Below are 13,163 nucleotides of genomic sequence, written 5' to 3'. Positions count from 1 at the left end.
ACACGGAAATTCCCTGCCGCACCGCGTATATGGGCGCGCCAGGGAATTTCCGTGTCGGTAGTGAATGTGCGGATCGCCCGTCCTAGGACGAGTGCGGCATCTGCGGCTTCCCGGTCCGGTGGACGGCTGCCACGGAGGCTTCGTGGCCCATCCGTCCGTGGCCGGATCCCCGGTCCTTCGGGTGGCGGCGTTTGCCGTTGCCGTCCGGCCAGGAGTTTTGCCGCGGCATGGCGCTGGCAGCGGTGGTGGCCGCTGCGGGCATGTCCGGAGTGTCCATTGCCGCGGCCAGATGGTCCGCCATCTCCGGATTGAGATGGGATTTGCGGTTTTCGTCAGCCATTTTTTCTTCCTTTCCACGATGAAATGAAGTCCAGAAAAGAGGCGCGGGGGCCTCCGTGATTGCCGGGAACGCCGGCTCGTTCGTGAGGTCGGCGCTGTGAGGCACAGCAGCGCCGGCGTGACTGGCTCGGTGTCGGGCAGCGGGGAGATCCCGGCCGCACGCGTCTACTATTCGAAAATCAGTGTTCCCATTGATCAACCATAGGCACCGGCGGGCCCTCTGTGAACCCTCTGAAAGCCAGTGTCCGCCATCACATCCAGCGCCGGACTACGGCCCGAAAGGTGTTCCAACGAACGGTTGTGGAAAAAGATTCGGTGACAGTGGTCACAGTCAGCATGCTTCCCAGTATTGACGCCGGAAAACGGCCAAAAACAACCTCGAAAAGTTGGCCTGAAACGTGCCCAAAAGGGCGGACAGTACGGCATCAAACGGGCGAACGCTACAAAATCGGCGTAAAATTGAAGGCCTGCCCGGAGCGGGGCAGCAAGTAGTCGCAAGCAAATGACCTCCACAGGAGCTGACCAAATGCCCACAGACCAAAGCAACACCGACTCTTCAGCAGGCGCCAGGAACGCCCGCGGAACCGACCCTGCAGCCCCCATGGCTGCCAAGAAGCCGAGGCTGCTGCCGCGCCGCCGGCTCAAGGAATCAGACGTCAACGTGGTTGACCAGCCGATGCTGAAGAAAGCCCTCGGTGGCACCATCGTAGGCAACACCATGGAGTGGTACGACGTAGGCGTGTTCGGCTACCTCATCACCACCATGGGTCCCGTGTTCCTTCCCGAATCCGACCCCACGACGCGAAATCTGTTCCTGCTCGGCACGTTCGCGGCGACCTTCATTGCCCGCCCCCTCGGCGGCGTCGTATTTGGCTGGCTTGGCGACAAGGTGGGCCGGCAGAAGATCCTGGCCACCACGCTGATGATCATGGCCGCCAGCACGTTCGCGGTCGGCCTGCTGCCCGGTTACGCGCAGATCGGACTGTGGGCAGCAGCGCTGCTGGTGCTCCTCAAGGTGATCCAGGGCTTCTCCACCGGCGGCGAATACGCTGGTGCCACCACCTTCGTCAGCGAATATGCCGCCGACAAGCGCCGCGGCTTCTTCGCCAGCTTCCTGGACTTGGGCAGCTACATGGGCTTCGCCATCGGCGCCGCCCTGGTATCCGTCCTGCAGCTGACCCTGGGACAGGACACCATGGAGGACTGGGGCTGGCGCATCCCGTTCCTCGTGGCCGGTCCGCTGGGCCTGATTGCGGTGTACTTCCGGAGCAAGATCGAGGAGTCCCCGCAGTTCCAAGCCACCCTGGACGCCCAGGAAGAAAATGCCAAGAACGCCACGGATGGTGACACTGCAGCCGCCAAGGGCCCCGTGGGGATCGTCAAGGCTTACTGGCGCCCCATCCTGGTGGCCATGATCGTTGTGGCCGCTGCAAATACCGCCGGTTACGCACTGACGTCCTACATGCCCACGTACCTGACAGCCTCCAAGGGCTACGACGAGGTCCACGGCACGTTGCTGACCATTCCCGTTTTGGTTGTCATGAGCCTCTGCATTCCGCTGACGGGCAGGCTGTCCGACCGGATCGGCCGCCGACCCGTGCTCTGGATCGGCGCCGTGAGCACCATCGTCCTTGCCATTCCCGCATTCCTGCTGATCGGGGTCGGCGAGGTATGGTCCACGCTGGCCGGACTCGCGCTGGTCGCTTTCCCCGTGACTTTCTACGTGGCCAACCTGGCCTCGGCCCTGCCGGCCCAGTTCCCCACGTCCAGCCGCTACGGAGCCATGGGCATTGCCTACAACTTTGCAGTGGCCATCTTTGGCGGAACCACGCCTTTCGTCGTGGAACTGCTGATCAAGTCAACTGGCAACGACATGATGCCCGCCTACTACCTGATGGTTACATCACTGGCAGGCGCGGCGGCCATCTACTTCCTCAAGGAATCGGCCAACCGGCCACTGCCCGGCTCCATGCCCAGCGTGGACACCGAGGAAGAAGCACGCGAACTCGTCAAGACCCAGGACGAGAACCCGCTGATCAACGTGGACGAACTGCCGTTCGACACCCATCCGCAGGACGGCGGAAAGGCCCCGGTCAACGCCTAACCGGCCAACTGTTCCGCTCCGTTACACGGACCGCCGCACCCATGCCGGGTGCGGCGGTCCGGGCGTTTAAGGTTTAGTCGTCCGCAAAGCGGCCAGAAGCACGGAGGAGGTGGCACGGCATGGAACGCGTCCTGCACCACGTGCGCGCCCTCCACCGAGAACCCGCTGATCAACGTGGACGAACTGCCGTTCGACACCCAGGACGGCATCGATCCGCACACCCACCGTGGTGTTCCGGCTGGGGCATAAGCGGGGACCGAGAATAGAAGGTAGTGGTATCGAATCCGCGCGGGCCAGCGGGTGTTTCTACGGCGACTTTAGATACCAAGGGTTCTCCGTTAGGTTGAAAAAGTGCCAAACGGCATTTGCAAGGAAACATCTCAATCGTCTGGGGGCGAATGAATGAACCGTAATCTGAGCTCATCGCGCAAAAAGAACACCGCAGTCCGGAGAATCGCAGCGCTGTTTGCGCTTTCCCTCTCATTGCTTGTTTGGTCGGTACCTTCGGCCAATGCTGCTTCTCCTTCAACCGTGGCAGCCAGCACTCCTTGCGGTTTTCATATGGAGGGGATCCTGGCCCATTACAATCACTGCACCGCTGACGGGTCAAACGTCTACGTACAGGTGACTTCGATAGTGGCGCCTGGTTCCCCGCCGGGACTCGGAGGCGGACTGACACTCCTTTGTCTTTCACCGGGAAATCATTCACTGGTGCCATATGTCTACGGAATTATCACGGGGGCTCATTCGAACGGAGTTCGTTGCTCCCAACCAAACGGCTGAATAGTGTGCACCCAACGTCTCGGGTTTAGTCAGGGTTCGCCCAAGGCATTCTTGTAGCCCACGCTCAAAGGCCCACTCCTTGTGTTGCGGGAAGCACAATGAGCGGGCCTTCGCGTACGACTGGATGTCATTAGGCCCCGGCCAACTGTTCCGCTCCGTTACACGGACCGCCGCACCCATGCCGGGTGCGGCGGTCCGGGCGTTTAAGGTTGAGTCGTCCGCAAAGCGGCCAGAAGCACGGAGGAGGTGGCACGGCATGGAACGCGTCCTGCACCACGTGCGCGCCCTCCACCGGCTGGAGCCAGCCAACGCGGACCACCTCGCTGCGCTGCGGGTTGCCCTCAGCGTGGCCGTCCCGTCGCTGCTCCTGCTGGCCGCAGGCCGGGCGGACCTCATCATCTACGCGGTCTTCGGCGCCCTGACCGGGATGTACGGCCGGTCAGAACCGCACCAGCTGCGGGTCCTCCACCAGTCCCAGGCAGCCCTGGTGCTCCTGGGCGGCGTCTCGGTGGGCGTGTTCCTGTCCGTCAACCACATCCATTCGTGGGCGCTGGTGGCCATCGAAGCCGCTCTGGCGGGACTGGGCTCGCTCTACTCGGACCGCGTGCGGCTCAAGCCCAACGGCCCGTTCTTCGGCATCCTGGCCCTGGGCGCCTGCGCGTCCGTGCCCATGGCAGTCCCCTGGTACACCGCACTGCTGATCGCCCTTGGGTCGGCAGCGTTCGCGGTCCTGGTGGGCTTCGCCGGGTGGGTCCGTCGGCGCCGGTGGCAGCGGGGGGCCGTCCGCATCCCCGCCGCGTCGCAGGCGGTGGACCGCCGCGCCATGCTGATCCACGCCGCCCGCTACGTGCTGGCCGTCGGCGCCGCCGGAACTGTCGGCGTCCTCACCGGCAGCGGGCACCCGCACTGGGCCATGGCTGCCGCGGCTGTTCCGCTGGCCGGTGCGGACCTCCCCAGCAGCGTCCGCCGCGGCATCCACCGCATCGTGGGGACGTTCGTGGGGCTGGCCGTGACCGCCGTCGTGATTATTCCCGCCCCCTGGACGCTGCCCGGACTGTTCCCCGGGCAGCAGGCAGTGGTCCTGGCACTGCTGGTGATCCTGTTCCAGTTCACCACCGAGCTGTTCATGACGCGGCACTACGGCCTGGCCATGGTGTCCTTCACGCCGGTGATCCTGCTGATGACCCAGCTCGCGGCACCCGCGGATCCCGGCGTCCTGATCCTGGAGCGTGCCATCGAGACCCTGGTGGGCGCGCTGGTGGGCATCGCCGTTGTGGTGGCCGTCCGCCGGCGGGGTTCACGCTCCCCCGCGCTCCTCCTGGGGCTTGCGCGGCGGCCCCGCCATTAGCCTGGGCGGAGCGATCCGGGCCAGGGCTGCCACCACCTTGTAGCGCTTGGACGGGATGGAGACGGCTTTGCCTATGGCGTTGTCCGCCAGCCCCTCCCGCACCACGCGCTCGGCCGCCAACCAGGTCCACTTCGGTGCCACGGACTTGTCCATCCCCATCCGGTCGTGGAACTCGGTGTGCGTAAAACCAGGGCACACCGCCGTCACTTTGATGCCGCGGGTCCGATAGGCCAGGTTGGCCCACCGGCTGAAGCTCAGCAGCCACGCCTTGGCCGCCGAATACGTTCCGCGCGGCAGGAACGCGGCAATGCTGGCCACGTTGATGATCCGGCCTTCGCCACGGTCCAGCATGCCCTTGAGCGCGGCGTGCGAAAGAACCAGGGCGGTTTCGGCGTGCAGCTTCAGGTGCCTCTTCTCCTCCTCCACGGGATTGTCCTCGAAGTTGTGGAGCAGCCCGATGCCCGCATTGTTGACCAGGATGCCCACCGGGCGCTGCGGATCTGACAGGCGTTCGACGACGGCAGCCACCTCGGCGTCGTCCGTCAGGTCGGCGGGGAGCACCTCAGCGGTGGTTCCGTAGCGCCGTTCCAGTTCCGCGGCGGCCTCCTCGAGGCGGCTCCTGTTGCGGGCCACCAGCACCAGGTGGCAGCCCTCGGCGGCGAGCTGGCGGGCAAACTCGGCGCCCAGGCCTGCGCTGGCGCCGGTGACCAGGGCAGTTGTCCGTGAAGTGGTCTGCGTCATACAGCCAGCCTAGCCACCGCTGCCGCTACTTGGCTCCGTCATTCTCCTCACTACTTCCTGCGAAGCGTGCCAGCGGGTTGGCCAGGCGGCCGGCCATCTGCAGGCCTCCGGACGGATCCGTGAGGTCCAGCATCTGCTGGTTGTTCCGCAGCTGCAGGCGGTTCAGGCAGGACAGCTCAAAGTCGGCAGCAAAGAGGTCGTGCCGGGCGAACTGTCCGGCCAGGCCGGAGTGCTGTGCCTGGTAGTCCCGGACGGCGTCGGCAGCCGTACGCCAGAAGGTTTCCTGCGGAAGCGTCCCGTCGTCGTCGAGCAGTGCCGCGAGGAAGCGGAAGATGCAGTCGAAAATGTCGGTGAAGATGGCCAGCACCTTCTCGCCGTCGGGGATGTCGGCCCGGATCCGGGCGACCTCCTCGGGGAGGTCCAGCCGGTCCCCCATCACCACGATCTCTTCGGCGATGTCCTTCATGATGGCACGCACCGGAACACCGTCTTCAAGGACCAGGATGACGTTTTCGCCGTGGGGCATGAAGGCGAGCTCGTAGTTGTAGAGGCAGTGCACCAGCGGCACCAGGTACGCCTCGAAGTAGCGGCGCAGCCAGTCCTCCGGGGCCAGGCCGGAGCGCTCGATCAGGGCGGAAACCATGGGCTTTCCGGTGGAATCCACGTGCAGCAGCGCGGCCATGGTGGTCAGTTGCTGCCCGCCTTCCAGGAGCGGCAGCGGACTTTCCCGCCACAGGGCGGACAGCATCTTCCGGTATGGCGACCCGCTGGCGGACGCGGCCTCGTAGGTCCTGTTGTGGTAGCCGATGGCCGCGATTTCGCCGATCATGGTGAACCCGCGCTGGTGCAATGCGGGGTCGGCGGTGATCAGCTTCCGCAGCCAGTCGTTGATGGCCGGCGTGGCCTTCATGTACTGGGGTGAGAGGCCGCGCATGAACCCCATGTTCAGCACGGACATGGCGGTCTTCACGTACGTCCGGGCCGGGGCGCTGGTGTTGAAGAACGTCCGGATGGACTGCTGCGCCTGGTAGGAATCGGTTCCGGTTCCCAGGTAGACGATGCGCTTCCGGGCGATTTCAGCAGCGAAGGTGACCGTGAGCTTGTTCTCCCACTGCCAGGGGTGGACCGGCATGAAGAAGTACTGGTCCGGGTCCAAGCCCTGCAGCAGCAGTTCGCTGGTGAAGCTGCCGGCCAGCGGGCCAAGTTCGGCGTCCAGGTGTGCCGCGTAGTCCAAACCGCTGCTGATGCTGACCACAGCGTGGCTGCGGTGCACGGCGATCCATTCCAGCAGCACCGGCGCCCCGGTTTCCGGCGCAAAGGACAGGTAATCGCTGATGCCGAACCCCAGCCGGCCGTTGTTGGCCACGAAGCAGGGGTGGCCCTCGGTCATGCTCCGCTCGATCGCCTGGAAGTCGGCCGCGGGATCCTGCCCGCCCGTCACCCCGGCGGCCAGCTCCTGCGCAGTCGGCTGGCCGGCCCACTGCTTGTAGGCATGGCTGGCCAGGGTGCTGCTGACCTCCTCCAGGTAGACCGGGAGCATCTGCAGGTTGATGCCGAGGGTCTCGTGGAACACGGTGATGAACTCCAGAACGTCCAGCGGCGCTTCGGTGCCGTCCTGGACGTGCCGGATGGAATCGGCGCTGATGGACCAGTGCTCCAGCTCCAGGATCCTGGCGGTGAACAGGTATTCGTGGGTGCCGTCGGCACTGGCCAGGCGGTAAGAGTTGGCTTCCGGGGCACCCGGAACGGGCTCGGGTGTGAGGATCCGTTCGTGCGAGAACTCGGCGAGCGCCTTGCGGAGCAGGTGCCGGTTGGCGGCATCCCACCGGCCCGCTTCGAGGTGCGGTGCTGCGGCGGCTGTGCCGGATGCGGGGGCGGTGGATTCGAGCTGGACGGTCATAGTGCTGCGGCTCCCTGCAGGTCATCGGTGCGGGTGGTTTCCATAAGGGCGGAAGTTTCCAAGGTGGGAATGGTTGCGCGGGCTGCCAGGTAGCCGGCCCGGGTGCAGAAGCTGAGCAGCGCATCCTTGTCCGGCAGCCCCACCACTCCCGAGGGCCGGAACCCGAACCGTTCGTTGAGGGCGTGGATTTTTGTGTTGCGGGCGTCCGGCTCCACCACGATGCGCTCCACCTCGGGCCTGGCGAACAGCCGGGCCAGTACGGCGTCCATGACGGCGGTGGTGTAGCCCGCCTCCGGAACGCCCGACGGCGGTGCCACCAGCAGGTGCATCCCCGCGTCGCCGGGATGGACGGGGTAGGCGCCGGCCAGCGGTGAGGACGCCGGAAGGTACTCCTCCATCAGGAAGGCGGGGACGCCGCCGTCGAGCCCCAGGAGGGCGTGGTGGTGGCCGCTCGCCTGGATCTTCGCGTATTCGTCAATGACGTCGGCCTCGGTGGCGGAAAGCATTCCCCAGAACGAGGCGTACGGCTGGGTTACCCAGCTGTGCAGGACGGGTGCGTCCGCCACCGGGTCCACGCACCGGAAGGTGAACCTCATGCCGGCACCTCCACGGTCATGGTCCCCGCCGCCGCGTCCGGATGCACTCCCGGAACGGAAGAGGGCGCCCCGAACTGCTGGAAGGCGATGCCCCGCTCCACCGGGTATATCTCGCGGCCGGTCATTTCCCGGAGGATGCAGGAGTTGCGGTAGGCGCCCATGCCCAGGTCCGGGGTGACGAACCCGTGGGTGTGCAGTTCGGCGTTCTGGACGAAGATCTCGCCCGGTTCAACGCCGGTGCTGTAGTTCCGGTCTACGGCGAAGCGGCCGGAACCGTCCCGGGCAATCCGGTCCTGCACCCCGGTGAGGAACGCGGGTTCGCGGTAGCCGTAACCGGTGGCCAGCACCACGGCCTCGCTGTCCAAGGTGTAGGAGGTGCCCTGTTCGCCATGCTCCAGATGCAGCCGGTGGGTCCCGGCGGCCGCGTCCCATTCGGCGGCTGTCAGCGTGGAGTGGGTGAGCAGCTGGGTGTCCACCATGCCGGACAGGCTCCTGGTGTACAGGAGGTCATAGATGGCATCGATCAGGTCCGAATTGATGCCCTTATAGAGGTTCTTCTGTGTTTTGTTCAGGTGGTCGCGCTGCTCGGGCGGGAGGCCGTGGAAGTAGTCCACGTATTCCGGCGACGTCATTTCGAGGGTCAGCTTGGTGTACTCCAGCGGGAAGAACCTACCCGAGCGGGTCACCCAGTTCAGCTGGTAGCCGTACGCGTCGGCCTCCTGCAGGAGCTCATAGTAGATCTCAGCGGCGCTTTGGCCGCTGCCCAGGATGGTGATGCTGCGCTGCTGCTGCAGTTCGGCTTTCCGGGACAGGTACTCGGCGTTGTGGAAGGCCACTCCCCCGGTTCCGGAAGCCGCGGAGGCAAGGATCCCCTCGGCCGCCGCCGGCACGTACGCGGAGGTGCCAGTGCCCAGCACCAGCCGCCGCGCGGAAAGCACCTCCGGCCCGCCGGGGCCCGACACGGTGAGCCGGTACACGCCGTCGTCGTACGCCACCTCCTGCACGGCCGTACCGAAACGCACCGACGGCAACTGCCCGGCAACCCACTGGCAGTACTGGTTGAACTCGGCACGCAGCGGGTAGAAGTTTTCCCGGATGTAGAAGCGGTAGAGCCGGCCGGTCTGCTTCAGGAAGTTCAGGAATGAATAGGGTGAGGTGGGGTCCGCCATGGTCACCAGGTCAGCCATGAAGGGAACCTGCAGGTGCGCGGGTTCGAGCATCATGCCGGGGTGCCAGTCGAAGGAATCGCGCTGTTCGAGGAAGATGCCGTTGAGGCCCTCCACGGGTTCTGTGAGGGCAGCGAGGCCCAGGTTGAAGGGCCCGACGCCGATCGCAGCGAAGTCGAAGATGGTGCCGTTGGTGGGGGTGCTCATGCGGTGGTTTCCTTCTGCAGGAGTCCGGCGCCGGTGCTGCGCAGGAGGGTGATGATGTCCGTGATGTCTTCGAGGGTGGCCTCGGCGTTGAGGAGGGTGAACTTCAGGTAGTGGCGTCCACCCACCTTGGTGCCGGCCACCACGGCTTTGCCGGAGGCGAAGACGGCCGCCCGGATGGCGGGGTTGAGGGCATCGGCGTCCTCGTCAGAGAGGCGTGCGCCGGACGCCAGCACGGGGCGGTAGCGGAACACGAGGGTGCTCAATTGCGGTGCGGCGGCAAGCTCGAAATCGTCGTCGGCGTCGAGGACCGAACCCACGCGGGCGGCGAGGTCGATGGCCTCGTCGAAGAGCGCGCCGATGGCGTCCGCCCCCATGATGCGCAGGGTGAGCCAGAGCTTCAGGGCGTCGAAGCGGCGGGTGGTCTGGATGCTCTTGTCCACCTGGTTGGGGATGTCCGCCAGGGCGGCGCTCTCCGGGTTCAGGTAATCGGCGTAGTACGTGATGTGGCGCAGCATCGCCGCTTCCCGGACCAGCAGGGCGCTGGAGCTGACGGGCTGGAAGAAAGTCTTGTGGAAGTCCACGGTGACCGAGTCCGCGAGGCCTGTGCCGTCCAGCAGGTGCCGGTACCGGCCGGAGACCATCAGGCCGCCGCCGTACGCGGCGTCGATGTGGAACCAGGCACCGTAGGCACGGGCCAGGGCGGCGAGCTCTGCGAGCGGGTCCACCGCGCCGAAGTCGGTAGTCCCTGCGGTGGCCACTACGGCCATGGCGGTCAGGCCGGCGTCGTGCGCTTCCGCCATGGCCGCAGCAAGTGCCGCCGGATCCATCCGGTGGTCCGCGGAGCACGGGACGGTGATGACGGCGTCAAACCCGAGGCCCAGCATGGAGGCGGACTTCTGGACACTGAAGTGGCTGTCCTCGGAGGTGAAGATGCGCAGGGTATCCAGCAGAGCCGGGATGCGGAGGGATGCCCTGGCGGGGTCCTGGCGGAGGCCGGCCACGGCGTGGTTCCGTGCGATGAGCAGGGCCTGGAGGTTGGACTGGCTGCCGCCGGACGTGAAGATGCCGTCCGCCGCGGCGCCCAGGTGCAGCCGTTCGGCGGCCCAGTCGATGAGGCGCCGTTCGATCATGGTGGCGCCGGCGCTCTGGTCCCAGGTGTCCAGCGAGGAGTTCACGGCGGACAGGATGGCCTCGCCCACCAGCGCCGGGATCACCACGGGGCAGTTGAGGTGGGCGGCGTACTTGGGGTCGTGGAAGTAGACGGCGTCACGCAGGTACACATCCTCGAGTTCCTGCAGGGCCGCGGCGGTGTCCGGCAAGGGCGTATCCAGGTCCACGGCACCCACGCGATTCCGCATTTCGGCGGGCCCGACGCCGGTGAACGGCCGGGTGGTCCGCTCCAGCTTGGTTGCCACGGTGGTGACGCCCTGCAGCACCTGCGCAACGTACCGGGGTGAGTTCCGGGCATTGAAAAGATGGTTGGTTGCCCCGAGGGCCAGTTCCACGCGCGAGCCGAAATCCTGTCCCGGCGGAACTGTGTTGTCCAGGTCCTGTCGGGTCGTGTCGGGGCGGGTGGAGTGGTCCACTTGCGTCTCATCGAGTCGGGGCATCAGCGGCACGGGTCTTCCTTCGGTCAGCAATTTGGGGGCGTTGCGTAGGTAAGCCTTACTTAGGATGCCCTTTTAATCAAACTTTTGTGCCCTATTTCTCTTTCGCCCCGGAATGACAGGGTTTTCAGGATGTGCAGAAGGTCATTGACTGGCGCCGAAGCGGGCCCATGGTGCACAATTCACGCCCCGCCAGCAACGCGGGGGCGGCCGCGGACGGGAATGTCCGGCTTGTCACACCTTTAGTAAGCATGCTTTGCTTGTGGGGATAAATGACCTCCGCAAGCAGTTCGCGGCGGGGCTGGAAGAGCAGCCTCGTGAAGAAGCCCAAGGATGAACATCGCATGACCACCGCAACGGAACACCGTCTGGCCGCGTCCGGGGAACGCACAGAGCCAGCCGGCAGCACAGCCCAGCCACTGGACCTGGGGCTCCTGGTCACCCTCAATTCGCGCATGCATTGCCGCACGCCGATGCAGCGGCTCGATCCGCTGGACCTGCCCGTCGGGCAGCCTGTTTACGTCGATGGAACCGGGGTGCTGCCCGCCGGACCAGCCACACCGGCCGGAACGGTGGCCACCTACCGCTGCGCCTGCGGCTTTACCCTCGACGACCCAGCCTTCAGCGCCACGGTCAGCGACCAGGCCCTGGCAAGCTGACGAACTGACGCGCTACCCCTCCGGCCAGTCGACGAACTGCTCGTACCCTTCGTGCTTGCGGAGGTAGCTGGAGATGAAGGGGCAATGCGGAATGACCCGCTTGCCGGTAGCCACAACGTCGTCCAGGGCGAAATGCGCCAGCACCTTGCCTAGGCCCCGTCCTTCGAAGTCCTGGCCCGTCTCGGTGTGGGTGAAGTCGATGTGGCCCGGCAGGTCCCGGAAGAAGGACTGCACGGCGAGCCTGCCGCCCACCAGCAGTTCATACCTGTGCTCCGCATCGTTGCGCCGCAGCGTGACATCGGGGGCGAACCTATCCTCGGTGGACAACATGTTCTCGGTCATGGTTCGACACTGGCACTACTTCACCCCGCTGGCAATGCCCTTCCGCCCCCTCCTGCGCCCGGCACGCCTTCGCACGCCGGCGGCGGCCGGTGTGCGCCCACGGACAGGACTCCGCCAGGGCACCGCACCGAGGATCAGTTGGGCGAGGACAAAGAAGGCGGCTCCTGTTCCCAGCAGGGCGAGGGTGAGGCCGCCCAGTGCAGCGTCTGCCACCGGAAGGAAGACCACCACGACGGCGGCACCCACCGCGGCGGGCTTGGCGCCGGAGCCCGGAGCCGCCGTCGGGTTGTCCTCGAGGCACCCGAAAGCGGCGATGACGGGCAGGAGCAGGAGCAGCAGTACCGGCAGCACCACGGCGCGCGCCCACCACCACTCGGGTGTTCCCGACTCCGGTTTCGGGACAGGCGCAAGGAGCAGCAGGCCGGACATGGCCGCCAGCAGGGGCAGGTGCCAGAGGTACACCGTGAGGGACCGGGCACCCGCGGTCTGCCGAACCCTGCTGAGCCACGGCCACGACGCCACCCCTGCCAGGACCGGCCGCGCCGCCTCCATCAGGGCCGCCTGGGACAAGCCCAGCAGCAGGAGCGTCAGGTTGGGCGGATTGAGGTTCACCAGCATGTTCCCGGGGTAAAGCCCCAGGCCCGTCACGGTGCCCAGGAGGACATTTGCTGCCAGGGCCACCGCTACCAGCCCGGAGCGTGAGATCCCGGCCAGTTTGCCGTCGGCGATGAGGAAGCCCATCTGCTGGACGGCGCACCACAGGAACAGCAGGTTGATGTTGGCCAGGAGTGGCAAGGTGCCGCGGAGGCAATCCACGGCCACCACCAGCGCGGTGAGCAGGAGGAAAGTCCGCCACGGGGCACGGGCGTGGCATGCGGCAAGCAGGGGAATGTTCAGCTGCGCCGCGAGGTAGGCGGCCAGGAACCACAGTGGCATCCCTGCCCCGGCTGCCATCAGCCCGATGACCTGTGGGTGCACGCCGAATAGCTGGGCGGCTCCGAGCCCCAGGAACATCGCGGCCAGCAGGGCGGTGGCGGGCCTGACCAGCCTCAGCAGGCGTGCCCGGATGAACAGGGCAGCCGTGCCGCCGTTTGCCGAGAGCCGCCGCCAGGATTCCAGGCCAGTCATCCCGCCGGTGACGAAGAACAGCGGCATGACCATGAAGATCCAGATCACGGGTTCGAACCAGTGCTGCTCAGCGAGGGTGTTTTGCGTGGTCACCGTCCCGTCGGCGTGCAGCACGGGGCTGACCATCATGCAATGGCCCACCACCACCAGGGCAAGGCAGGTGAACCGGACAAGGTCGATCACCGGGTCACGGCCTGCCGTGCCCGGCCGGAGGCTTCCGCTCAGGCCGCCGGCGGTACCCAC

At 66.1% G+C, this 13,163-nt stretch carries 12 protein-coding genes; 4 read left to right on the top strand and 8 right to left on the bottom strand.

What is annotated here, in order from left to right; all coding sequences use genetic code 11:
* Positions 1 to 82: 82 nt before the first annotated feature.
* Positions 83 to 340 carry a hypothetical protein gene (locus ACFV4R_RS04840; protein WP_377201290.1) on the bottom strand — a complete coding sequence of 86 codons (258 nt, stop codon included), beginning with the start codon at positions 338 to 340 and terminating at the stop codon, positions 83 to 85.
* Positions 341 to 865: 525 nt separating this feature from the next.
* Here ACFV4R_RS04840 and ACFV4R_RS04835 point away from each other — a divergent pair.
* The 3 genes from ACFV4R_RS04835 (at position 866) to ACFV4R_RS04825 (ending at position 4,574) form a co-directional block, all read left to right on the top strand.
* Positions 866 to 2,443, top strand: coding sequence for an MFS transporter (locus tag ACFV4R_RS04835; protein WP_377201289.1), 1,578 nt, complete (start codon positions 866 to 868; stop codon positions 2,441 to 2,443).
* 402 nt (positions 2,444 to 2,845) lie between these two features.
* The gene (locus ACFV4R_RS04830; RefSeq protein ID WP_377201288.1) at positions 2,846 to 3,226 is read left to right on the top strand and encodes a DUF6355 family natural product biosynthesis protein; all 381 of its coding nucleotides are present in this window, start codon (positions 2,846 to 2,848) and stop codon (positions 3,224 to 3,226) included.
* Between the two features lie 256 nt (positions 3,227 to 3,482).
* On the top strand, positions 3,483 to 4,574 hold the full coding sequence (locus tag ACFV4R_RS04825; protein WP_377201287.1) for an FUSC family protein: 1,092 nt from the start codon (positions 3,483 to 3,485) through the stop codon (positions 4,572 to 4,574).
* Here ACFV4R_RS04825 and ACFV4R_RS04820 read toward each other — a convergent pair.
* Genes ACFV4R_RS04820 through ACFV4R_RS04800 form a run of 5 tightly spaced genes read right to left on the bottom strand, consistent with a single transcriptional unit; the run spans position 4,524 to position 10,803 of the window.
* Positions 4,524 to 5,315 (bottom strand): SDR family NAD(P)-dependent oxidoreductase, encoded by a 792-nt coding sequence (locus ACFV4R_RS04820; protein ID WP_377201286.1) that lies wholly within the window; start codon positions 5,313 to 5,315, stop codon positions 4,524 to 4,526. The two genes, ACFV4R_RS04825 and ACFV4R_RS04820, sit on opposite strands and share 51 nt — an antisense overlap.
* 25 nt (positions 5,316 to 5,340) lie before the next feature.
* Positions 5,341 to 7,215 (bottom strand): IucA/IucC family protein, encoded by a 1,875-nt coding sequence (locus ACFV4R_RS04815; protein ID WP_377201285.1) that lies wholly within the window; start codon positions 7,213 to 7,215, stop codon positions 5,341 to 5,343.
* The gene (locus tag ACFV4R_RS04810) at positions 7,212 to 7,811 is read right to left on the bottom strand and encodes a GNAT family N-acetyltransferase (protein WP_377201284.1); all 600 of its coding nucleotides are present in this window, start codon (positions 7,809 to 7,811) and stop codon (positions 7,212 to 7,214) included. Before ACFV4R_RS04810 ends, ACFV4R_RS04815 begins: the two co-directional genes overlap by 4 nt.
* Complete coding sequence (locus tag ACFV4R_RS04805) at positions 7,808 to 9,184, bottom strand: lysine N(6)-hydroxylase/L-ornithine N(5)-oxygenase family protein (protein ID WP_377201283.1); 1,377 nt, start codon at positions 9,182 to 9,184, stop codon at positions 7,808 to 7,810. The genes ACFV4R_RS04810 and ACFV4R_RS04805 overlap by 4 nt, the downstream gene beginning before the upstream one ends.
* The gene (locus ACFV4R_RS04800; RefSeq protein WP_377201282.1) at positions 9,181 to 10,803 is read right to left on the bottom strand and encodes a pyridoxal phosphate-dependent decarboxylase family protein; all 1,623 of its coding nucleotides are present in this window, start codon (positions 10,801 to 10,803) and stop codon (positions 9,181 to 9,183) included. The genes ACFV4R_RS04805 and ACFV4R_RS04800 overlap by 4 nt, the downstream gene beginning before the upstream one ends.
* 332 nt (positions 10,804 to 11,135) lie before the next feature.
* Between ACFV4R_RS04800 and ACFV4R_RS04795 the strand changes: the two genes are divergently transcribed.
* A complete protein-coding gene (locus tag ACFV4R_RS04795) occupies positions 11,136 to 11,450 on the top strand; it encodes a hypothetical protein (protein ID WP_377201281.1) in 315 nt (104 codons plus the stop codon).
* Positions 11,451 to 11,462: 12 nt separating this feature from the next.
* Here ACFV4R_RS04795 and ACFV4R_RS04790 read toward each other — a convergent pair whose 3' ends face one another.
* A complete protein-coding gene (locus ACFV4R_RS04790) occupies positions 11,463 to 11,792 on the bottom strand; it encodes a GNAT family N-acetyltransferase (protein WP_377201280.1) in 330 nt (109 codons plus the stop codon).
* A gap of 15 nt (positions 11,793 to 11,807) precedes the next feature.
* On the bottom strand, positions 11,808 to 13,163 hold the full coding sequence (locus ACFV4R_RS04785; protein WP_377201279.1) for an acyltransferase: 1,356 nt from the start codon (positions 13,161 to 13,163) through the stop codon (positions 11,808 to 11,810).

The organism is Pseudarthrobacter sp. NPDC059871 (assembly GCF_042731175.1).
Lineage (GTDB): Bacteria > Actinomycetota > Actinomycetes > Actinomycetales > Micrococcaceae > Arthrobacter.
Note: the sequence above shows the minus strand (reverse complement) of the source record. Positions and strands in the feature narration are given on the sequence as shown.

Coding starts and splice junctions, on each gene's coding strand:
- ACFV4R_RS04840 (WP_377201290.1), bottom strand. CDS start 340: ATGGCTGACGAAAACCGCAAATCCCATCTCAATCCGGAGATGGCGGAC.
- ACFV4R_RS04830 (WP_377201288.1), top strand. CDS start 2,846: ATGAACCGTAATCTGAGCTCATCGCGCAAAAAGAACACCGCAGTCCGG.
- ACFV4R_RS04825 (WP_377201287.1), top strand. CDS start 3,483: ATGGAACGCGTCCTGCACCACGTGCGCGCCCTCCACCGGCTGGAGCCA.
- ACFV4R_RS04790 (WP_377201280.1), bottom strand. CDS start 11,792: ATGACCGAGAACATGTTGTCCACCGAGGATAGGTTCGCCCCCGATGTC.
- ACFV4R_RS04795 (WP_377201281.1), top strand. CDS start 11,136: ATGACCACCGCAACGGAACACCGTCTGGCCGCGTCCGGGGAACGCACA.
- ACFV4R_RS04805 (WP_377201283.1), bottom strand. CDS start 9,184: ATGAGCACCCCCACCAACGGCACCATCTTCGACTTCGCTGCGATCGGC.
- ACFV4R_RS04820 (WP_377201286.1), bottom strand. CDS start 5,315: ATGACGCAGACCACTTCACGGACAACTGCCCTGGTCACCGGCGCCAGC.
- ACFV4R_RS04810 (WP_377201284.1), bottom strand. CDS start 7,811: ATGAGGTTCACCTTCCGGTGCGTGGACCCGGTGGCGGACGCACCCGTC.
- ACFV4R_RS04835 (WP_377201289.1), top strand. CDS start 866: ATGCCCACAGACCAAAGCAACACCGACTCTTCAGCAGGCGCCAGGAAC.
- ACFV4R_RS04815 (WP_377201285.1), bottom strand. CDS start 7,215: ATGACCGTCCAGCTCGAATCCACCGCCCCCGCATCCGGCACAGCCGCC.